General features: G+C 60.5%; 17 protein-coding genes and 1 pseudogene. 8 read left to right on the top strand and 10 right to left on the bottom strand.

What is annotated here, in order from left to right; translation table 11 throughout:
• Positions 1-432: 432 nt before the first annotated feature.
• Both LJY25_RS07715 and LJY25_RS07710 read right to left on the bottom strand, forming a co-directional pair.
• The gene (locus LJY25_RS07715) at positions 433-2,676 is read right to left on the bottom strand and encodes a S46 family peptidase (RefSeq protein WP_227607742.1); all 2,244 of its coding nucleotides are present in this window, start codon (positions 2,674-2,676) and stop codon (positions 433-435) included.
• Positions 2,677-2,951: 275 nt separating this feature from the next.
• Positions 2,952-3,051, bottom strand: a pseudogene (locus LJY25_RS07710) (YkvA family protein); the annotation flags it as partial.
• 376 nt (positions 3,052-3,427) lie between these two features.
• Here LJY25_RS07710 and LJY25_RS07705 point away from each other — a divergent pair.
• Positions 3,428-3,949, top strand: coding sequence for a DinB family protein (locus LJY25_RS07705; protein WP_227607741.1), 522 nt, complete (start codon positions 3,428-3,430; stop codon positions 3,947-3,949).
• Positions 3,950-4,357: 408 nt separating this feature from the next.
• Here LJY25_RS07705 and LJY25_RS07700 read toward each other — a convergent pair whose 3' ends face one another.
• From LJY25_RS07700 to LJY25_RS07690, 3 genes are all read right to left on the bottom strand, one after another.
• Positions 4,358-4,981 (bottom strand): AlbA family DNA-binding domain-containing protein, encoded by a 624-nt coding sequence (locus LJY25_RS07700; RefSeq protein WP_227607740.1) that lies wholly within the window; start codon positions 4,979-4,981, stop codon positions 4,358-4,360.
• Between the two features lie 39 nt (positions 4,982-5,020).
• Entirely contained in the window at positions 5,021-5,896 is an 876-nt protein-coding gene (locus LJY25_RS07695; protein WP_227607739.1) for an SDR family oxidoreductase, read from the bottom strand.
• 152 nt (positions 5,897-6,048) lie between these two features.
• A complete protein-coding gene (locus LJY25_RS07690; protein WP_227607738.1) occupies positions 6,049-6,474 on the bottom strand; it encodes a DUF3127 domain-containing protein in 426 nt (141 codons plus the stop codon).
• Between the two features lie 139 nt (positions 6,475-6,613).
• Between LJY25_RS07690 and LJY25_RS07685 the strand changes: the two genes are divergently transcribed.
• Positions 6,614-7,555 (top strand): isoaspartyl peptidase/L-asparaginase family protein, encoded by a 942-nt coding sequence (locus LJY25_RS07685; RefSeq protein WP_227607737.1) that lies wholly within the window; start codon positions 6,614-6,616, stop codon positions 7,553-7,555.
• Positions 7,556-7,634: 79 nt separating this feature from the next.
• Positions 7,635-8,201, top strand: a complete 567-nt coding sequence (locus LJY25_RS07680; protein WP_227607736.1) for a GNAT family N-acetyltransferase — start codon at positions 7,635-7,637, stop codon at positions 8,199-8,201.
• A gap of 72 nt (positions 8,202-8,273) precedes the next feature.
• Here the strand turns inward: LJY25_RS07680 and LJY25_RS07675 are convergent, their stop codons facing one another.
• Both LJY25_RS07675 and LJY25_RS07670 read right to left on the bottom strand, forming a co-directional pair.
• The gene (locus LJY25_RS07675) at positions 8,274-9,173 is read right to left on the bottom strand and encodes a cyanophycinase (protein ID WP_227607735.1); all 900 of its coding nucleotides are present in this window, start codon (positions 9,171-9,173) and stop codon (positions 8,274-8,276) included.
• Positions 9,174-9,268: 95 nt separating this feature from the next.
• Entirely contained in the window at positions 9,269-11,068 is a 1,800-nt protein-coding gene (locus tag LJY25_RS07670) for a M1 family metallopeptidase (protein ID WP_227607734.1), read from the bottom strand.
• 263 nt (positions 11,069-11,331) lie between these two features.
• Here LJY25_RS07670 and LJY25_RS07665 point away from each other — a divergent pair, with 263 nt between their 5' ends.
• The 3 genes from LJY25_RS07665 (at position 11,332) to LJY25_RS07655 (ending at position 14,990) form a co-directional block, all read left to right on the top strand.
• The gene (locus tag LJY25_RS07665; RefSeq protein WP_227607733.1) at positions 11,332-13,098 is read left to right on the top strand and encodes a L,D-transpeptidase family protein; all 1,767 of its coding nucleotides are present in this window, start codon (positions 11,332-11,334) and stop codon (positions 13,096-13,098) included.
• Positions 13,099-13,422: 324 nt separating this feature from the next.
• Positions 13,423-14,058: a helix-turn-helix transcriptional regulator gene (locus LJY25_RS21430; protein WP_394799952.1), complete on the top strand. Its 636-nt coding sequence runs from the start codon at positions 13,423-13,425 to the stop codon at positions 14,056-14,058.
• A gap of 761 nt (positions 14,059-14,819) precedes the next feature.
• The gene (locus tag LJY25_RS07655; protein WP_227607732.1) at positions 14,820-14,990 is read left to right on the top strand and encodes a hypothetical protein; all 171 of its coding nucleotides are present in this window, start codon (positions 14,820-14,822) and stop codon (positions 14,988-14,990) included.
• 136 nt (positions 14,991-15,126) lie between these two features.
• On the opposite strand, the gene LJY25_RS07650 is transcribed toward LJY25_RS07655, so the two are convergent.
• A complete protein-coding gene (locus LJY25_RS07650) occupies positions 15,127-15,618 on the bottom strand; it encodes a hypothetical protein (protein WP_227607731.1) in 492 nt (163 codons plus the stop codon).
• A gap of 192 nt (positions 15,619-15,810) precedes the next feature.
• The gene (locus LJY25_RS07645) at positions 15,811-17,184 is read right to left on the bottom strand and encodes a DEAD/DEAH box helicase (RefSeq protein ID WP_227607730.1); all 1,374 of its coding nucleotides are present in this window, start codon (positions 17,182-17,184) and stop codon (positions 15,811-15,813) included.
• A gap of 289 nt (positions 17,185-17,473) precedes the next feature.
• Here LJY25_RS07645 and LJY25_RS07640 point away from each other — a divergent pair, with 289 nt between their 5' ends.
• Positions 17,474-17,998: an NUDIX domain-containing protein gene (locus LJY25_RS07640; protein WP_227607729.1), complete on the top strand. Its 525-nt coding sequence runs from the start codon at positions 17,474-17,476 to the stop codon at positions 17,996-17,998.
• Between the two features lie 100 nt (positions 17,999-18,098).
• Here LJY25_RS07640 and LJY25_RS07635 read toward each other — a convergent pair whose 3' ends face one another.
• The gene (locus LJY25_RS07635) at positions 18,099-18,656 is read right to left on the bottom strand and encodes a hypothetical protein (protein WP_227607728.1); all 558 of its coding nucleotides are present in this window, start codon (positions 18,654-18,656) and stop codon (positions 18,099-18,101) included.
• 208 nt (positions 18,657-18,864) lie between these two features.
• Between LJY25_RS07635 and LJY25_RS07630 the strand changes: the two genes are divergently transcribed.
• Positions 18,865-20,271 carry a GH1 family beta-glucosidase gene (locus LJY25_RS07630; protein WP_227607727.1) on the top strand — a complete coding sequence of 469 codons (1,407 nt, stop codon included), beginning with the start codon at positions 18,865-18,867 and terminating at the stop codon, positions 20,269-20,271.
• Position 20,272: the final 1 nt, after the last annotated feature.

The following is a 20,272-nucleotide window of genomic DNA, read 5'->3' as shown; positions in this document are numbered from 1 at the left end:
GGCCGCGTTGCAGCCGACGCATTAGGCTCGTCAGTAGCGCGCTGGTCGTTCGGTGGCGCGCTTAGAATGCATAGCTGCAACTCTGGTCTCGCCGCTCAGCCAGAGCGTGGCGTTGTGCGGAATAATGAGGTCGATGAGGGAGTTCTTCAGGACAAATGTGCGGGTATGCCCCAGGAGAATGGGCTTTACCGGAGCACAGGACTTTAGTTGGACCGAGTCGGATTGAGCTGCTAATCGGGCAGCAGGCACATCAGAAAGAAAGGATGCGAATCATGTAAGGATAAGCCCGGGCAGGCAATAGGCTGAGCAATGGGCGCACAAACCTACGGGCTTCCGCCGAATGGTACGAACCGAACTGGAATGAATCCAGGGCGAAAGCAAAAAGCCGAAGCATGCGCTCCGGCTTTTTGCTAAAATGTGTGGGTCACGGTGCTACGCTTTCTGCTTGCGCTTCACTTTGATTTTCTGCACCTCCTTGCCCGGCGCAGTCTGGGAGCCGCCGACCAGCGTCATTTCCTTGACGAGGTGGCCGGCGCCGGCGTACTTGTCGACTACGAACAGCATATAGCGCACGTCAAGGGTAATGTTGCGGACCCGGTCCGGATCAAACATGATGTCGCTCATAGTGCCTTCCCAGTTCCGGTCGAAGTTGGTGCCAATCAACTCCCCGCGGCCGTTAATAACCGGGGAGCCGGAGTTGCCGCCGGTCGTGTGGTTGGTGGCAATAAATGCCACCGGCACGGTGCCGTCGACGGCGTAGGGGCCGTAGTCCTTGTTCTGGTACAATTCCACGAGGCGGGCAGGTACCTCGAAATCGGGATTGGTCGGGTCGGCCTTCTCCATAATGCCGTCCAGCGTCGTGTAATAAGCGTACTTGGCGCCGTCGGCGGGCTCGTAGCCGGCTACCTGTCCGTACGCTACGCGCAAAGTGGAGTTGGCATCGGGGTAGAACTTCCGGTCGGTCTGCATCTGCCGCAGGCCGGCCACGTAGGTGCGCTGCAGCAGGGCAATGTTGTCGGCGTGTTTGGTGTAGGTGGGCAGAATAGTAGCCCGGTAGTGGGTGATTACCGCGTTGATGAGCTGGGCGGCCGGGTCTTCGGTCAGGGGTTTGGTATTGCCTTTCAGCACCTCATCCAGCACGCGCATGGCGCCAGCCTGGGTAGCCAGCTGCGACTTTCCGTAGAGCTGGCTGGCAAAGGCGGTCCAGTTGCCTGTCGCAGGCTGGGTGCGGGCAATGGTCTTGACGTAGTCCGGCAGCAAGGCCGGGGGCGTGCCCTGCGCGTAGATCGGCAGCAGGGCGGCGGCTACTTTCTGGTCTGTAGGGGCATTGTAGTTTTTGAAGAAGTTGACCGTGCCTCCCCGGGCCTTTTCCACGGCCTTGGCCAGGTCGGCGGCGGGCACCTTCTGAGCTACCATTTCGGCCAGGGGCAGCAGGCTGTTGGCGTAGGCCAACAGCTCCACGCCCAGCACCGCCTCCGTGACGTAGTCACGGGCCAGCGTGTAGTCGCGGCCGGCGCGGTAATTTTGTTCAAGCTGGGGCAGCAGCTGCCCGTAGCCGGCCTTGCGGGCTTCGTCGCCGCCCTGCACCCACTGCGTGAAGCGGGCTTCCTGCTCCCGCTTGCGGCTGACGGCGTCAAGCTTCTTGAGGCCGCGGTTTTCACCGATCCACTTTTTCCAGTAGTTGGCCAGGCCGGCGTATTTGGCGGCATATTGAATGCGCACTTTGTCCGAGGCTTTCATATCCTGATCCAGGGCCTTGAGCTTGGCGTCGCGCACCTTGATCTTAGCCGGGTTCGAGACCGAGTAGGTTTCGTCGACGCCCCAGGACGTGAGGTACTCGTTGGTGCGGCCCGGGAACCCGAACACCAGCGTGAAGTCGCCGGGCTTGATGCCGCTCAGCGAGATGGGCAGGTGGTGACGGGGCGTGAAGGGCTTGTTAGCGGGAGAGTAGGGGGCGGGCTTGTTGTCGGGGCCGGCGTAGATGCGGAAGAGGGAGAAGTCACCGGTATGGCGGGGCCACATCCAGTTGTCAGTGTCGCCGCCGAACTTGCCGATGGCCGACGGGGGCGCGCCCACCAGGCGGATATCCTGAAATACCTCGGTGATGAACAGGTAGTACTCGTTGCCGTTAAAGAAAGGTCGGATAAAGCCCTGGTAGTGCGTGCCCTGCACGGCGGCCTGGGCCACCCGCTGAATGTTGGCCTGCACCAGCTTTTCGCGCTCCGCCTCCACGATGCCGGTGGTCGGCACGCCGGTCAGCACCTGGCTGGTCACGTCTTCCATCCGCACGATAAAAGTGGCCGTCAGCCCCGGGTTGGGCAGCTCCTGCTCCCGGTTCATCGCCCAGTAGCCGTTGGTGAGGTAGTCTTTTTCAACCGAGGAGTGCTGCTGAATCTGTCCGTAGCCGCAGTGGTGATTGGTAAGGAGCAGACCCTGGTTGGAAATGATTTCGCCGGTGCAGCCGCCGCCGAACTGAACCACGGCATCCTTGAGGCTGCCTTTGTTGACGCTGTAAATGTCTTCGGCCGTTAGTTTGAGCCCTTTTTTCTGCATGTCAGCTTCGTTGAGCTGCTTGAGCAGCAAAGGCAGCCACATGCCTTCGTCGGCCCGGGCCGGGAAGGGCAGCAGAGGAAGCAGGAGCAGAGCCAGCAAAGCCAGCCGTTGGGAGAATTGCATGAGAGAAGCAGGTGGGAGTTTGAGTTGCTAAAATACGGGACGGCGGGCGCAGTTCAGCGGAAAAAAGCCCGGACTGCAAACAGCCCGGGCTTTCAGTTCTGATTTTTATGCGGGAAAAACGGCGGGCTAGGAGTGTCCCAGCTCAGCGACCGGGGGCAGCGACTTGTCCGAAGCTGCCGGGGCGGGCGCTACGCCGGCGGCGGAGGTGGCCGACGTCTGTTCCCACTCCCGGAAGCGGGTAATTTCTTCGCTGAACTTGCTGATAAACCAGCTGATCAAACTCAGGTCGTCCAGGAAGCCAATGACGGGTACAAAATCGGGTACCAGATCAACCGGCGACAACACGTAGAGCGCCACGGCCACGGCCGACAGCACGGTGCCGGTGTCAATCTGCCGGTAAGCCCCCGTGACAAAGGCATTGATAAGGCGGACCACGGTCTGCATCAGGTCGATAAGCTGACTGATGGAGCCCTTGGTGCTTTTCTTGTCGGCCAGCTTGTCGGCTACTTCCTTCAGGATCATCACCAGCTGGAAGGGTTTGCCCAGCAGCTTGCCGGCCCGGCCGAGAAAGATGTTGAACAGGGCGTTTTTGGAAATTTTGAGGCCTTTTTCGGCAAGTGAGGACATAGCGGGAAAGAAAAGTGAAGGCGATGGTGCGGGCTTTGTACGCTCCCGGTAAAGTTGAGGTTGGAAAATGCCGCTTCCCTGCCGCAGATGCGTATATTTCGGCCCCACCGTAGATAAATCGGCTATGCGCCCCCTTTCCGGCCACTATCCCCCGTATTTCGAGAACTACTTCCGCCACGTCCCCGACCACGCCGACCCGCTTACCCAGATGCGGGAGCAGCCGGCCCAGCTGCGCGAGCTGCTCGGGGGGCTGTCCGACGAGCAGGGCCTGACGGCCTACGCCCCGGGCAAGTGGACGATCAAAGAGCTGGTGCTGCACATGCTCGACACCGAGCGGATCTTCGCCTACCGGGCCCTGCGCTTTTCGCGCGCCGACGCCACGCCGCTACCGGGCTTCGAGGAAAACGAGTACGTGCCGAACTCCGGCGCCAACGGCCGGACCATTCCCAGTCTGCTGCGCGAGTACGACGCTATCCGGCAGGCCTCCATCACGTTGTTTGAAAACCTGACCCCCGCTCAGCTCGACCGCGTGGGCACCAGCAACGGGCAGGCGCTGAGCGTGCGGGCCCTGCTGCACGTAATTCCCGGCCACGAAGGCCATCATCTGCAGATTTTGCGCGAGCGGTACCTACCCGTACTTGCGTAAAAGGCGCGTGACCGTATTGACCCGTAGCCTTTGGGTAAAGAGGTGATATTTCGTTTAACTTTCATAAACACCCCGCATCATGGCTAAAGCACAGGACGCCCGCAAAGAGAAGAAAAAGGAGCCCGCCAAAACCACCAAGGAAAAGAAGGCTGCCAAAGAAGAAAAGAAAAAGGCCCGCGACAGTCGCCAGGACTAGTTGCCTCTGCTCCCGGATCAAGCAAAAAGCCCGTCGATGCCCCCGTGCGTCGCCGGGCTTTTTGCCGCCCGGGCAGCCGTTTTCTACTCCTTATATATACGGTGTGATTTCGCCGGCAAATCGGCTGGTACTTCCTGGTTGGTTTAAAGCACCCGGCCACTAGCGTCCAGGTCTCAAAACCTCCTGCCTTCTGGCTCCCAGCTTCAAATTCCTCACAACGTATAGTACGGCTCCTTTTCCTTGTCGTGGTGACGGATGTAGCCGTGCAGAGTAAGCTTGATAAGGGTGCGAAAGGCCCGGCGCTTGCCTACGTTGATAAGCTTCATGTACTGGGGCAGGGTGATGCGCGGGTAGGAGCGGAGGTAGTCGAGCACGGCCAGCTCGTCCTTATTGAGCGGCAGCTTCTCAAACTGCGGCGCGGTTTCCCGCTCCAGGGCTTTTTCCGTGAGGCCGCTGGTTTGCACGCTCTCGTCGCGCACCCGCACGTAGCCCCGCCAGTCGTCGTCGCCGACCTGGGCCTTGTGGGGCTTGTGGCTGCTTTCCGGTACCGTTACGACCAGCACGATGCGGCCTTCCTCCTCGATTTCCTGAAACCGTAGCGTTAGCGGGGGCTCCACGTACAGCTCGGCCGCCTGCCGGAGCACGAACATTTCCTCCTCGGCGTCGCGCACGCCCACAATCCGCCCGTCATCATCGACGCCCACCAGCACCCGGCCACCGTGGGTGTTGGCCAGGGAAGCCAGGGTGCGGGAAATACGGGTAGGGTGGGTGGTTTTCTTTTTGAACTCCAGCCGCTCGCCCTCGCCCTGCGCAATCAGGTCCCGAAGTGCTGACATAGGTTTCGGATAATGGGGAAGAGAATGGTTAAAGCCGGCCTATTCGATTCCGGTTTCGTCGGCTGAAATCCGCCAGAGCCGGCTGGCATCGGCCCGGCTCTGGGCCCGGCTCGAGCAGCGGGCCGGCCTGCTGCCCTTGAAGTACCGCCCACTGATGCGGCCGGCTTCCGGGGCCGACGCCAGAAACACGGTGGTCTGGGCCCCGCGCTCCACGTCAATCATAAACGGCCGGGCCAGCCACCACATGGTTTTCATAAATGTCGATGTGTTCGGATTAATCAGCGTCGTGTCCACGATGCCGGGGTGCAGGGAGTTGGCGGTGACGCCGGTAAACTCCAGGCGGTGGGCCAGCTCATTGGTAAACAGAATGTTGGCCAGCTTGGAGTCGCAGTACGCGGTAAACGAGCTGTACTTTTCGGGATCGTTGCGCGCTTCCTGCGACGACTCAATCTGCCCGAGCCAGTGCGCTTCCGAGGCCACCGTCACGACGCGGGCGTTGCCGGCCTCTACCAGTTGGGGTATCAGCAGATTGGTCAGGGCGAAGGGCGCCAGGTGATTCGTAGCCCAGCTCATCTCGTGGCCTTCCCGGGTAATGGTGAGCGGACCGGGCATGATGCCGGCATTGTTGACCAGCACGTCGAGCTTGTCGAAGCGGCGGCCAAACTCGGCGGCCAGGTCGCGCACGTTGGCAATCAGCGACAGGTCGCAGAGCAGGGCTTCGGGCTCGGGCGCGTCGGGGGCCGCCGCCTGTACCGCCTGCCGGGCGTGCTCGGTTTTCTCGATGTGGCGGCCGACCAGCACCACCCGGGCTCCCCGGCGGGCCAGCTCCCGGGCCGTGACCAGTCCGATGCCCGCCGTGGCGCCGGTTACCAGCACCGTTTTGCCGAGCAGGGAAGGAGAAGCGGGAATTGCCATAGAAAAAGTGAAATCAGAAATCAAAGTCAGAACGTGCCGCTGCGGCCGGGGTTGTGCATTCGGGATTGGCGGCCGGCGCCCAGGGCGAAGAAAAGCAAAAATGCCGCCTCGTCTCCGGGGCGGCATTTGCAGGCAAAGCAAAAACGAAGCGCTTAGAAAGGCAGGTCGTTGTCGTCGTCCGAAGCAATGGGGGCCGCCGATTGGGCCCGCAGGTTGGGGTTCTGGTTTTGGGCCGGGGCTGCCTGGCGGGGAGCCGCCTGCTGACCACCGAAGTTGCCTCCGCCACCCTGACCGCCGCCCGTGCCGGCCTCGATGCGCCAGGCTTCGAGGTTGGTGAAGTACAGCATCTGGCCGTTCTTGTTGAAGCCGCGACCCCGCAGGTTGAAAGTAACTTTCACTTCATCGCCCATTTTGTAGGCGTCAATTAAAGCCGTTTTGTCCTGAACCAGCTGGAACTTGATATGCTCGGGGTACTGGCCCTCCTGAACTTCCAGCACGAACTCGCGCTTGCGGAATTTATCGCTCACCTGCTGTTCATCGAAAATTTCGTGCAGGCGGCCGGTAGCTTCGTAAGCCATAAAAAAAGAATATTGTGGGTGAATTGACTAAGCCAAACGTACGAAAAAAAACGCGCTTTGGCTACCCGGTCCGCGTATAACTACTCCGGTTCGAGGCCGTACCTTACCGGGAATTTTCGCCTTTCTCCCCCAGCTTTCCATGCCTTCAAACTTTGCAATTGCCGTACACGGCGGCGCCGGCACCATTTCCCGCGCCCTGATGTCCCCCGAACGGGAGCGGGCCTACCACCAGGCGCTCGAGCAGGTCGTGCAGGCCGGCTTCGAGGTGCTCCGCCACGGCGGGCTGGCCCTCGACGCGGTCGAGGTGGCTGTGCGGTTGCTGGAAGACTGCCCCTTATTTAATGCCGGCAGGGGTTCGGTCTTCACCCACGAAGGTCGCCACGAGATGGATGCCGCCATCATGGACGGCCGCAACCGCTCGGCCGGGGCCGTGGCCGGGGTGCGCAACATTCAGAATCCGATTTCGACGGCCCGCCGGATTATGGAGCACTCCGACCACGTGCTGCTGGCCTGGCCCGGGGCCGAAGACTTTGCCCGGGAGCAGGGGCAGGCCTTTCAGCCCGATGGCTACTTTTTCGAGCAAAGCCGCTTTGATCAGCTGCAGGAAGCCCGAATCACGAACACCGTTCAGCTCGACCACGGCTCCCAGCCCATCAAGGTTAAAAAGCTGGGCACGGCGGGCGCGGTGGCCCGGGACCAGCACGGCAACCTGGCCGCCGCTACCAGCACCGGAGGCATGACCAACAAGCGCTACTCCCGCATCGGCGACTCCCCACTAATCGGGGCCGGCACGTTTGCCGACAACCACACCTGCGCCATCTCCTGCACCGGCAACGGCGAATACTTTATCCGGGCAGTAGCCGCCTACGACGTCGCCTGCCTGATGGAGTACCGCGGGCTGTCCCTGGAAGAAGCCTGCCGCATCGTGGTGCACGACAAGCTGGCGCCGGTGGGCGGGGAAGGTGGGCTCATTGCAGTCGACGCCGCCGGCAACCTGGCTTTGCCTTTCAACTCCGAAGGCATGTACCGCGGCACCCAGACGGCCGACTCCCCGCTTGTAACCTCTATCTATAAGGAGTAGCTTGCGGGCTTATTGCCTGGCTGGCTTACCCCGGATTTCCGGAAACCAGAATCTAGTGAGCGTATAACCCCGTTTTTTCATGATCAGACTCGAGTACTTCGACCGGAACGACTTCCAGCAGCTAATTGAATGGGTAAAGGACGAGCAGCTGCTGACCAACTGGTCGGGCTCCCTGTTCAGCTTTCCCCTGTCGGAAGGCGCGTTGGAGTGGTACATCGAGGACAGCAACAGCCTGGGCACCTCCGACGTGTTCGTCTATAAAGCGGTCGATACCAAGACGGGGCTTACGGTCGGGCACATCTCGCTCGGGTCCATCAGCGAAACCAACCGCTCGGCTCGCATCAGCCGGGTACTGGTCGGCAACACGGCGGAGCGGGGCAAGGGCATCTGCCAGAAGATGATCAAGGCCGTGCTCCGGGTCGGTTTTGAGGAGCTCAAGCTGCACCGCATCACGCTCGGCGTGTATGACTTCAACGAGTCGGCGCTGCGGTGCTACGAAAAAGCCGGCATGAAGCGCGAGGGCGTGCTGCGCGACGTACTGCGCCACGGCGACGAATACTGGAGCCTGGTGGAGATGAGCATGCTGGAAGATGAGTGGCGCGCCCTGCACCCGCCCAAGCCGCCCGAAGAAGCACCCGTGGCATAGGGCTGAATCAAAATGTAAAAAGCCGCCCCTTCAACGAGGGGCGGCTTTTTTGTTGGCTTGACTGTCGAGGAGCTAGGCTACTGCCGGGGAGGCGGTGGCCAGGGCGGCTTCCTTGTTCACGTAGAACTTCCGCTCCTTGATGTTATAGACGTTGCCTTTCGCCAGCACGTGCAGGGTTAGATTCTCGAGCGACAGGGGAGTACCCTTCTTGGCGGCGGCCGAGTTGTTATGCACAATATGGTGCCCGTCCATGATGATGACCAGGTTGGAGCCGATGGTTTCAATCAGGTTGCCTTCGGTGATGAGCACGCCCGTATCCTCGCCCAGCCCGATTCCGATCAGCTTGGGGTGCAGACCCACCGACTCGATCAGGCGCCCGAAGCGGCCGCGCTTCACGAAGTGGGAGTCGATAACCACATTATTAATCAGACCCAGGCCGGTGCCCATTTTCACCGCGCCCTTCATCAGCGCATCCGGAACGCTGCCGCCCCGGATCATGATGTGCGACATGGCCATAGCACCGGCGCTGGTGCCGGCAATAATGAAGTCGGGCTCCAGCATATAGCGGGAGGTGAGGCGGTCCAGAAACTCGCTTTCCCCGAACATCTCGCGCAGCCGCGACTGGTTGCCCCCGCTCATCATGACCACATCGGCCGCCAGCAGGCGCTCCAGGTACTCAGGCTGCCGGGCGTCCTCCGGGGTCCGGATGTCCATCACGCCCACGTTCAGGCAGTTGAGCATCGCAAAGGACGACAGGTAGATCTTGGCCACTTCCTCCGGAATCATGGATGCCGTGGTGATGACCTCAATGCGCGGATCTGTTTTGCCGGACTCGGTCACGATGCGCTTCAGAATGCCGAGCTCAAAGAAGTTGAGGTAGGCCTTGCGGCGGGTCCGGGGATGAGGGTACGTGCCTTTATCTTCGTTGCCGCCGACGGCAATAAGTTTACCGAGAGGTTTTTGAGCTTTCAACGCTAAGAATCAACAGTCAGGAAAAAAGAAAATGTGCCGGGCGGAGCCAGCAAGCTTCGGGCCAGCCCCGGTTTCAAGGTAAAAACTTTACGGTTTTATCGGCCTACCAAAACGTCGAAGGTGCTGGTTGCCACGGAGTGATAGTTGGGGCGGGCTTCGGCGTAGAGCTGGCGGGCCCGGGCGTGGCCGTCGGGCGTTGCCAGCAGCGCCTTGTACAATGGAACCAGAAACTTACGCCGGCCCACCCTGGTCAGGAACTGGCGTAGCGGCCCGTTCACCGGCTCATACCCGGCCGCCAGCGCCCGTGGAAACCAGGCAGTCAGAATTTCGGCATTGGTGGAGGACGTAAACGTAAAGGCGTCGTCGAGCTCCTGGAGCTGCGCCAGAGAAAGGTCGGCGGGCAAACCCTGCAGGAAATGCACCCACTCGTGGCTGCTCCAGTCCGCCAGCGTCAGCTCCCGGGCCGGAGTCCCCTGCTGCCACTGCTGCAGCGCGGCTTCCACCGCCGCAAACCGCTCCGACGAAACCGGTGGGGCCCCGGCCGGAATCCCGGGCCCATTAATCCAGGCGTCGAGCTGCAGACGGTCTTCGAGGCCGGGCTCCTGGTCGAGCAGCTCCCGGCGCAGGTAAGTCACAAACGAGGCCGTGTCCATCGACTGAAAGCTGTGGCGGGCGAAGTACTCCTTAATAAAGGTGTCGAGACGGGCGCGGCCCACCAGCCTTTCGAGCGTGAGCAAGAGGTAGTCGCCCTTCTCGTAGGCAATTTCATTGAGTCCTTCGTCGGGGTCCCGGCCGGCCAGGTCGAGGTGGAGGTGGGTGTCCGGGCTACCGGCCCCAAGCTCGCCCATGGTGTGGAGCAGAGCGGAGTGGCCCAGCACCTGCAGCATATCGGCGTAGGGCTTGCCGTAGAGCTTCTCCATAATGCGCCGCTCGAAGTATACGGTGAAGCCCTCGTTGAGCCAGAAGTCGTTCCAGGTGGCATTGGTCACCAGGTTGCCCGACCAGGAGTGGGCCAGCTCGTGGGCAATCAGGCTGGTCAGGCTCCGGTCCCCGGTTAGAATGGTAGGCGTTACAAATGTTAAACGAGGGTTTTCCATGCCCCCGAATGGAAAGCTGGGCGGCAGTACCAGCAGATCATACCGTTCCCAGCGGTAGGGACCGTACAGCTCCTCGGCAGCGGCTACCATATTTTCCAGGTCGCCAAACTCGCTGGTGGCTGCAGGCAGGGTTTCGGGCTCGGCATACACGCCCGTGCGTCCGCTCAGGCTGCTGAAGTCGAGCCGGCCCACGGCCAGCGCCATCAGGTAGGAGGGAATCGGCTGCTCCATCCGGAACTCGTAGTGGCCGGCGCGGTCAAGCACCTGTGGATTGCCGGCACTCATCAACGCCAGCAGATCGGCCGGTACTGCTACGCGGGCCTCATACGTGAAGCGCACCCCGGGCGAGTCCTGGCAGGGAATCCAGGTGCGGGCCAGAATAGCCTGGGACTGGGTGAACAGAAACGGATGCTGCCGGCCGGCCGTTTGCTCGGGGCTTAGCCACTGCAGAGCGGCCGCCTCGGGCGTGGTACGGTAGCGGATGGTGACGGCCCGGGTATCGGGCCGGATGGCGATGCGCAAGGCCTGCCCCAGCACCGGGTCGTTTTCGGCGGACAGCTGAAAGGCAGTAGACTCGGCTTCGGTCTCACCCAGGTAAGTCGCCTCGATTTCCAGACTGCGCGCATCCAGGATCAGCTCCGTATGGCCGGCCGTGTTGTCGAGCTGCCAGGTAGCCAGCCCGGTCAGGATGCGGGCGGTGAAGTTGACGGCCAGGTCGAGGCGCAGATGGGTAACCCGAACCAGGTTGGGTTGGGCGAAGCTGTGCGGGTCCTGAAGGTAGGGGGCGGCAGTGGGCATAGAAGGCGGGAGGCAGGCGGGAGGGTGAAGCCCGGGATTCGGGGCAAAGATAACCACGGCCGGAGGCGGTTTCCACTACCAAAGTAGTAGAAGAGTATGACCAAAACGAGTAACTTGCCGGCTGAGGTAGCCCTGCCGGCGGTTTTACAACCCGACAGCAGGGAAAGGAGTACAAGCACAAACCCAGGTTCACCCCGTTTGGTTGGTCTAAGCACTGATCATTCTGCCGACCGGGCTTTTCACTTCCACCTCTCTCTCGCTTCATGAAGTCAACGACTCATTCATATTTTCTTCGCTTGTTCCTGTTCTGGGTAGTGGCCCTGACGGTTTTCGTCGCGGGCACTTCCTGCAGCCAGGATCAGCAGGACAAGATTAAGAACTCCCTGCCCGGTGACCTGGGCAAGGCACCGGGCGCGCAGCCCCTGCTCGATAGCGTATATGTGGTGCGGGCCATGCGGGCCGAGCCCAAGTTCAAGGACCAGGTCGACTGGGCCAAGAAGTTCTACCGGGAGCGGCAGTTCCGGCTGGGCTGGTTCCGTAACCACGAGCTCGTGCCCCAGGCCAAGACCATGCTGGGTGTAATCAATAAGGCAGCTGATGAAGGCCTTGATCCTAAGGATTATAAGGTCAAGGACTTTGATAAGCTTTTCGCTGATCTGGAAAAGGCGCAGGGCGACTCGGCCCGGCGTAATGCCCTGGAAAAGGAAATCGACGTTGCCCTTTCGGGTACATACTTTAACTGGGCCTCCGACTTTTACCGGGGCACGGTAGACCCGCGCCAGGTGAAGAGCATGGGCTGGAACGTCAAGCGCAACAAAATCAAGCTGCACCGGGCGCTACAAACCATTCTGCAGGAGCGGGAAAGCACCTACCCGTACTACGAGTTCGAGCCCCTGCACGAGGAGTACGACCGTCTGAAAAAGGCGCTGGCGGAGTACCGGACCATTCAGCGGAACGGCGGCTGGCCCGTGCTGCCCGCCGATACCAAGCTCAAGCCCGGGCAAACATCACCCACGGTAGAGCTGCTCCGCCGCCGCCTGCTGGGTGACGCCGCTACCGGCACGCCGGCTGCTTCGGCTACTACCCCGGTCCAGAACGTGTCCAACAAAACGGGTGCAGGTACTGCTCCGGCTGCCTCCGCTTCGGTGTACGACGAGGAGTTGGTGGCCGCCGTCAAGGAGTTTCAGAAGGATACCGGCCTGAAGACCGACGGCGTCGTGAGTGGGGAAACCCTGCGGCAGCTCAACGTTTCGGCCGCCGACCGCGCCGACCAGATTGTGCTGAACATGGAGCGGTGGCGCTGGGTGCCCAAGCGGTTTGAGCCCAGCTACCTGCTCGTGAACATTCCGGACTATACGCTGCATGTCATCGAGCAGAACAAGGAAGTTATGACGATGCCCGTAATCGTGGGAAAGACACTGAATGCCACTCCCGTGTTCAGCGACAAGCTCGAATACGTGGTGCTCTCGCCTTACTGGAACGTGCCCTTCAGCATTATCGACAAGGAGTTCAAGCCGAAGCTGATCAACAACCCCAACTACCTCGACCGGCTTGATATGGAGGTGGTAAAGGGCTCAGGTCGCAAGGCTGTAGCCGTTGACCCCAGCTCCATTGACTGGGCCTCAATTGATGAGAAAACCTTTAAGTATACCGTCCGCCGCCGGCCGGGCCCGAAGAATGACCTGGGGGAGGTGAAGTTTATTTTCCCGAACTCCCAGGATGTCTACCTTCACGATACCCCGCACGACGAGCTTTTCAGCCAGGCCAAGCGAGGGTTCAGCCACGGGTGCGTGCGCGTATCGGAGCCCATCAAGCTGGCCGAGTACCTGCTGCGCAACAAGCCCGGCTGGGACCGACAGACTATCATGGACACGATTCAGGCCCGGCGCGAGAAGTACATTCCCCTAAAGGAGACCTTGCCGGTGTACCTGGTTTACTTCACTGCTTGGGTGGATGCAGCCGGCCACGTCAATTTCCGCGACGACATCTACGGCCACGACAAGGCCCTGGCTAAGGAGTATTTCAACTAGCTGCTCCAACAAACGCTCTTGTAAGAACGAGTTCCTCCAACAAGAAGCCGACTGCACCGCAGTCGGCTTCTTGTTTTTTATGCCCTACATTCTTGCAGTGCGGGCATGAGATAGACCTACAGGAAGGCTGAAGTCTGCGTGCATTGAATAGGGAGAAAGAACCGTTTCCCTTAAAACTGCATAATTTACTTATGTAACAAATGTAATGGTTGTAATAACATAAGTAAACCACAGTATGCGTTATGATATAAATGTTAACTAACGAACAGTAACTCTTTATTCTCGCGTCTTCGAGTACATTTGTTAATAAACCACCAACTGGTGATGGCAAAGGCTATGGTTGAGCGAATCAGGGAGATCTTACAGGCACGGCAGCTTACGCCTACACAGTTTGCCGATACTATTGGCGTAGCCCGTCCTATTGTCAGCCATATTCTAAGCGGCCGGAATAAGCCAAGTCTGGAAGTGGTACAGAAGATAATCGGGGCCTTTCCTGATCTGTCGCTACCCTGGTTGCTTAATGGGCAGGGGACCATGGATGCCGGGTCACCGGCCCTTGCTCAACCGGAGCCTGCCAGCAGCCTGAAACGCACCCGTACTGCTTCCGATACTCCAGCCAAGGCCAACGGCACTCCTGCCCCCCTTAAAAGGCGCGAAAGCGTAGCACCGGAGCCTGATAGCGGCGCCAATGAGCTGCGGGCAGTTTCCACCCCAGCAGGGCAGACAGTTTTAGACCTTGCTGACCCGGTAGCTGAGCCCCGCCCGGCTAGTGCCCCGGTTAGTCAGCCAATCCTTCCAGTAATACCCTCTACCGTCGTTGAAGCAACCACCCGGGCTGCTCCCGCAGTAGCCAGTCCAGCAAGCCCGATACGGCCTGATAAGACGATCCGACGCATTGTGATCTTCTACCACGACGGAACGTTCTCCGATTTCCAGCCGGAACCAGGCACAGGGCTGTAGAACCTGGCTCGCTCTTTTTCAATCTGTTTCTTAGAAGTCATTTAACGCCGCGTAAGAGAGGTAGTCTTCGCCGTAGTGCAATTTGTCATGCTCCTGTCAGTAGCGCCAAAAGCTGAGATCGGGGATTGTTTTATCAATTGGTTGCGTAGCCTCTTGGACATGACTGTAGATAATATTATTTATATGTTTGTCGCGAATATCTACAGTGTGTAATTTGTTAGCATGGTGATTCGTAATTCATTTTATTTCATTCAGTTACGTGTTGACTATTGAAGTACTGATAGTGATAGTCAATAGGTTGTTTGTGGCTTCTGCAGGGTGATTTTGTTATATTTTAACTTAGTTGATAAACCACCTGGTAATTATTGGTCAGATGCTAAAAAACTTGACAGTCTGGTTGTCGCGGCAAAAGCCTAAAAGCTCGGTAAAACACCAGGCTAAGAATGTTAGCAGCCGGGGCGTAGCGTACCCGCGCTGGTTTCTGCGATGCCTGTACCGGGTGCTGCACCAAGGTCCTTCTACCGCTCTGAATGAGCAGTTGCCCGGCAGTAACTTTTGTTGTCAAATGTAACGTCCGGTTGTGCGCCGGATGGGAGACGGCATTGGTGGCTTGGCACTGATATTTGTCAATTTTAAATTTACCGGATACTGCCTAGTGCTTATTCAACCTAACGGTAGGAGCCCTTCGACACGTATGGCCGCAAGCGAAGTGCCTTTCGTTGGGCTTGGCAGTATTATAGTTTGGTGCTTACCTTTGGGCCATGAAAAAATATCGGTTGCTCACCCTGCTCGCTGCCTGCGCCTCGTTCTACCTGACGTCCTGCTCCCAAGCTCCTGATGCGGAGAAAGACCCCAATGCCGATGCCGCCTACAAGCGCGCTCACCGGGCTGAGGGGTACCGCGAAGCCCAGCGGAGCAACACCAACTACTAAGCTCGCTTGGCAGGCGGTTGGCTCCGCCGATTCTCTGCCCGCCGTTTATAGCTAACCGGATATATCAAACACAGCAAGGCCCACCCGTAACTGACGGGTGGGCCTTGCTGTGTTTGATATATCCGGCCGGGAGGGCTTATGTGCTCAGCAGAGCGTGCTCCGGAACCGGGAGTTCGGCCGCCGGGAAGGTAGGCAGCTCGATTCCTGCCAGCAGCTGGGTTTCAAGCTTCTCAGCCCAGGCCCGCAGGTACAGCACCACATGGTCCCGGTTGTTGTGACGCAGCGCCTCCCGCTGCTCAAAAGTTAGCATAGCCCGGATTGACGGGTCTGAGAGCCGCTCCAGGTGGGCGAGGTCGGTGCGGGTGAAGCCCAGGGCCAGCATTTCGTCAATAGTTTCATCGATGGGCAGGCCGCTGGTAGGACAATAGTCCCGCAGCTGCTGGTCCCAGTCGCCGTAGCGCTGCATGGCGCGCTCGTGAATAGCGCCCTTGGACAGTCGGGTGATCGTTTGGGCCAGATGACCGCAGTTGCAGCTGCCCATATGGCCCCACTGGTAGGGGGCCTCCGTGCTCAGCCGTTGCGCAGTAGTGCGCAGGGCCTGAATTACCGAAAGTGTGCTCTTTGCCATGATAACGGGTGCGTTTCGGGCTGTTGGTGGAGTTACCGTACCTCTTCTAAAGGACTTACAGGCCGTTTTTGTTTCAGCCAGCTATGCGTTCCAGTGGATTCGACGGCTGGGTACCCCTTAAACGCACAAAGCCGGAACCCCAGGAGTTGAAGTTCCGGCTTCGGATAGCGCCAGCGCGCTTAAAGCAAAGGCCTAACGGCTGCGGGAGGGGCGACGGCCCTGACCGCCGGACCCTGCCGGACGCTCCGAGCTGCCTCCCGAGCGGGGACGGGAAGAGTTTTGCTGGGGACGACCGCCACCGCCTTCGGAGCGGGGACGGGAAGAGCCGCCTCCGTCACCACGACCGGGACGGGCAGGCCGACCAGCCGGACCTTTCGGCCGCTGGATCGGGCCGCCGCCGTTGAGCAGAACCGGTGCCACGGCCGAGGTCGCGTAGGGATGTTGAGCGACGACCTCAATCTGCCGGCGAATCAGCTTCTGGATGTCCTGCAGGTAAGCCCGCTCCTCGTCTTCGCAGAACGAAAGGGCCACGCCGGAAGCCCCGGCCCGGCCCGTCCGACCAATGCGGTGAACGTAGGTTTCGGGCTCATTCGGGATTTCGTAGTTGATCACGTGGGTCAGCTCGTCCACGTCGATGCCACGGGCGGCAATATCGGTAGCGACGAGCACCCGGGTGCTGCCGGCCTTGAAGTTGGACAAGGCCCGCTGCCGGTGGTTCTGGGACTTATTGCCGTGGATGGCTTCGGCCGGAATATTGGCCTTGGCCAGGGTTTTCACCACGCGGTCAGCGCCGTGCTTGGTGCGGGTAAAGACCAGGACGCGCTTGATGGCCTTGTCTGACAATACGTGCTCCAGCAGATCAGGCTTGTCGTTTTTCTCGACCATGTACACCGTTTGCTGCACGGTATCAGCGGTGCTGGAAACCGGCGTTACGGCCACTTTCACCGGGTTTGGCTTCAAGATGGTGCCGGCCAGCTCCTGAATCACGCCCGGCATGGTCGCCGAGAAGAACAGCGTCTGCCGCGAGGTGGGCAGCTTGGGCAGAATCTTTTTGATGTCGTGGATAAAGCCCATGTCCAGCATCCGGTCGGCTTCGTCGAGCACGAAAACCTCGATGTGGCGCAGGTCCACAAAGCCCTGGCTCATCAGGTCGAGCAGGCGGCCAGGCGTGGCAATCAGCACTTCCACGCCGCGGCGGAGGGCATTGGTCTGGGGCAGCTGGCCCACGCCGCCGAAAATGACGGTGTGGCGCAGGGGCAGGTGCCGGCCGTAGGCGCCAAAGCTTTCCCCAATCTGGATGGCCAGCTCCCGGGTAGGCGTCAAAACCAGGCAGCGGATGCGGCCGGGGGCCTGACGCGCCACTTTGGCCGTCTGGCTCAGAATCTGAAGAATCGGAACGGTGAAGGCGGCGGTTTTACCCGTGCCCGTCTGGGCTACACCCAGCAAGTCGTGGCCATCGAGCACGTGCGGAATAGCCTGCTGCTGGATGGGGGTAGGGGTAGTATAGCCTTCCTCGTGCAGGGCACGGAGGATGGGCTCAATGAGATTAAGTTCGTCGAAGGACATTAACAGGGCTGAAAGAAGCGGCAAGGTAAAGGTTTAGCCGCCATTCGTGAAAAAGCGAGAGAAGGGTGCCAGCTCAGCCGTACGGAAACGGGCGCTCAGGCCGGGCGCCGCTAAACCCAGCGGCGGGGGGCTTTACCCGGGCATGGGCCGGTGGAAAGCGAGAGGCAAAATTGAGAAATAAAAAGCGGACGGCGGGCAGGCCTATTGCGTAAGCAGGCTTTCTTCGGGGCTACCAGGAATGGTCACGCCCCGGAACGGCATTCAAACCACTGCTAACTCAACAATAACGATGAAGATAACCCAACGGGAAATAGCCTATGATGGTCACTACAAGCTCAGCAGACTAATAGTTCGCGACGGTGACGAGGAGTACGTGCGGGAGCGGTTCGAACCCGGCTGGGCGGTGGCTGCGCTGGTGTTCAATACTGCCCGGCAGGAGTACCTGTTTACCCGGCAGTACCGCGTAGGTCCCGAAAAGGATCTGGTGGAAGTTGCCGCCGGCATGATTGACGGCGACGAGCAGCCCGAAGAGGCCATCCGGCGCGAAGTTCTCGAAGAGCTGGGCTTCGAAGTCGACCATCTGGAGCTCATTGCCCACTCATTTCCGTCGCCGGGAACCTCATCCGAGCGCATCAGCCTGTTCTTCGCCGAGGTCAGTCAGCAGCGCGGAAAGGGGGGAGGACTGGCCGAGGAAGGCGAGCATATCGAGCCCGTGCGCTTCACCTATGAGCAGCTGCGGGAGCAGAAGTTCGAAGATGCGAAGACCCTGGCAACGGTGTTCTGGGAGCTGGCCCGGCGGCAGAGCAGGTCGTAACGTCGTCGGGATCTATACCCATTTGGGAGCATCCAGTTACACCCTATAACGAACAGTGGCTAAACTGTCTGTTATAGGGTGTAATGATTGTGTAATCATCTTATTGCGCGCTGATGATATACTCGAATGACTGCTTCAGCTTCGAGTCGGTGATGATGAGCGTAACCGGCTGCGGGGTCTCTACTTTCACAAATGGAATAGCCCGCTCGCTCTTGTATTGGTCACGGTTCCAGAAGCGGCCGGTGCCGGCAGTCAGCGTCTGGGTGAATACTTCCTTGCCGTCCTTGTCCTTAGCCGACAGGGAAAGCAGGGAAGGGTCGGCATTCTGGGCACCGCGGCGGTACATGGTTACCTTCAGCTCCCCGCCCGGAGGCAGGCTTTTCAGGCGCCGCTGGTAGGTGCTGTCAGCCCAGCGGTTCATCTCCCGCATGGCGTCGAGGGCCGTCAGCAGCTCGGCGTAGGGGCGGTAAGCCACCCGGGTTACCGTGGCGTCCTTCTCGGAGTCCTCGTCCGTGTTCTTGGTCACGTTCTGAACCAGGGCGCACTCCTCATCTTTTTTGGGCCGGAAGTAGCGCTTGCGCTCCGGCGAAGCCATCTGGGCCTGGGCCGTGGCCACCACGAAAGAAAAGAAGCAGAGAAGGAGGAAAAGCTTTTTCATCAAGCAAATAAGTTACGAAACCAGGTCGGGGCGCACCCCTGCGCTGCAAAGATACGGAAGCCTCCGGTACTACCCGCACTTCCTCGATCAACGGCTGCACCCGCCCGGCGCAGCCCGCTGCCCGGCCGATAAGCAGTCGGTTCCGGCGTTGAAGCCGTTGCCTTTCTATTAGATTGCCCCGCCCAATTCCTGACCGCCACCCTGCCGAATGCCTGAGCTCCCCGCGGACCTGCCACCTGCTTTCTTTCCGCCAACAACGCCGGTAGCCGTTTCCCGGGCCGACTTTGGCCCGGATTTCCACTGGGGCGTATCGGCCGCAGCGTACCAGACCGAAGGCGCCTGGAACGCGGATGGGAAGGGACCCAGCATCTGGGATGAGTTCGTGCGCCGGAAAGGACGCATCCCCCGGGCTGAAACCGGCGACGTGGCCTGCGACTTCTACCACCGCTGGCCCCAGGACCTGGACCTGCTTAAGCAGCTGCGCATTCCCGACTTTCGTTTTTCTGTGGCCTGGCCGCGGGTGCAGCCCCAGGGAACCGGCCGCCCAAACCCGGCGGGCCTCGACTACTACGACCGGCTCGTGGACGGCTGCCTGACGCGCGGTATTACCCCCTGGCTCACGCTCTACCACTGGGACCTGCCCGCGGCTTTGCAGCGCCGCGGGGGCTGGGCCAATCGGGACATGTTGGGCTGGTTTACCGACTACGCCGGGCACGTGGCCGCCCGGCTTGGCGACCGGGTGCAGCACTGGATGGTGCTCAACGAGCCCATGGCCTTCGTGGGAGCCGGGCACCTGCTGGGGCTGCACGCGCCGGGGCGGCGGAGCCCGGCGGGCTTTCTGGCAGCGGTGCACCACGCGGCCCTGGCCCAGGCCGAAGGCGGGCGGGCATTGCGGGCGCTGCTGCCGGCGCCCGCCCGTATTGGCACTACCTTCTCCTGCTCCTATATTACGCCCTGGCGGCCCTGGCTGAGCCGCGACGTCCGGGCGGCCCGCCGGGTAGATGCGCTGCTGAACCGGCTTTTCGTGGAGCCCGCGCTGGGACTGGGCTATCCGGTGGCCGAGCTGCCCGTGCTCCGGTGGCTGGACCGCTACAAGCGGGCCGGGGATGAGGAGCGCCTGGCGTTCGACTTCGACTTCCTGGGCATTCAGAACTATACCCGGGAGGTGGTGCGCCATTCTGCCCTGATGCCGGCCCTGTGGGCCGCGCTGGTGGGCGCCCGGCGGCGCGGCGTGCCCATCACCCAGCTGGGGTGGGAGGTATACCCTGAAAGCCTGTACGAGATGCTGCGGCAGTTCTCGGCTTACCCGAATGCCCCGCGCCTAGTGGTGACGGAAAACGGGGCCGCTTTTGCCGACGAGCCGGTCGCCCCCGGGCAGCTGACTGACCCTGCCCGGCAGGCCTTCCTGCAAGCCAGCATCGGGCAGGTGCTGCGGGCCCGGCGCGCGGGAATAGCCGTCGATGGGTACTTCGCCTGGTCGTTCACCGACAACTTCGAATGGGCCGAAGGCTACGAGCCCCGGTTCGGGCTGGTTAAGGTCGATTTTGCCAGTCAGCAGCGCACGGTACGCGGCTCGGGGCAGTGGTATTCGGACTTTGTGAGCGGCACTGAATAGA

It is taken from the genome of Hymenobacter translucens, assembly GCF_020685205.1.
Lineage (GTDB): Bacteria > Bacteroidota > Bacteroidia > Cytophagales > Hymenobacteraceae > Hymenobacter > Hymenobacter translucens.
This window is presented reverse-complemented; position numbering and strand designations above follow the sequence as displayed.

Coding starts and splice junctions, on each gene's coding strand:
- LJY25_RS07645 (WP_227607730.1), bottom strand. CDS start 17,184: ATGTCCTTCGACGAACTTAATCTCATTGAGCCCATCCTCCGTGCCCTG.
- LJY25_RS07700 (WP_227607740.1), bottom strand. CDS start 4,981: ATGTCAGCACTTCGGGACCTGATTGCGCAGGGCGAGGGCGAGCGGCTG.
- LJY25_RS07630 (WP_227607727.1), top strand. CDS start 18,865: ATGCCTGAGCTCCCCGCGGACCTGCCACCTGCTTTCTTTCCGCCAACA.
- LJY25_RS07705 (WP_227607741.1), top strand. CDS start 3,428: ATGCGCCCCCTTTCCGGCCACTATCCCCCGTATTTCGAGAACTACTTC.
- LJY25_RS07715 (WP_227607742.1), bottom strand. CDS start 2,676: ATGCAATTCTCCCAACGGCTGGCTTTGCTGGCTCTGCTCCTGCTTCCT.
- LJY25_RS21430 (WP_394799952.1), top strand. CDS start 13,423: ATGGCAAAGGCTATGGTTGAGCGAATCAGGGAGATCTTACAGGCACGG.
- LJY25_RS07635 (WP_227607728.1), bottom strand. CDS start 18,656: ATGAAAAAGCTTTTCCTCCTTCTCTGCTTCTTTTCTTTCGTGGTGGCC.
- LJY25_RS07650 (WP_227607731.1), bottom strand. CDS start 15,618: ATGGCAAAGAGCACACTTTCGGTAATTCAGGCCCTGCGCACTACTGCG.
- LJY25_RS07690 (WP_227607738.1), bottom strand. CDS start 6,474: ATGGCTTACGAAGCTACCGGCCGCCTGCACGAAATTTTCGATGAACAG.
- LJY25_RS07680 (WP_227607736.1), top strand. CDS start 7,635: ATGATCAGACTCGAGTACTTCGACCGGAACGACTTCCAGCAGCTAATT.
- LJY25_RS07665 (WP_227607733.1), top strand. CDS start 11,332: ATGAAGTCAACGACTCATTCATATTTTCTTCGCTTGTTCCTGTTCTGG.
- LJY25_RS07655 (WP_227607732.1), top strand. CDS start 14,820: ATGAAAAAATATCGGTTGCTCACCCTGCTCGCTGCCTGCGCCTCGTTC.
- LJY25_RS07695 (WP_227607739.1), bottom strand. CDS start 5,896: ATGGCAATTCCCGCTTCTCCTTCCCTGCTCGGCAAAACGGTGCTGGTA.
- LJY25_RS07685 (WP_227607737.1), top strand. CDS start 6,614: ATGCCTTCAAACTTTGCAATTGCCGTACACGGCGGCGCCGGCACCATT.
- LJY25_RS07670 (WP_227607734.1), bottom strand. CDS start 11,068: ATGCCCACTGCCGCCCCCTACCTTCAGGACCCGCACAGCTTCGCCCAA.
- LJY25_RS07640 (WP_227607729.1), top strand. CDS start 17,474: ATGAAGATAACCCAACGGGAAATAGCCTATGATGGTCACTACAAGCTC.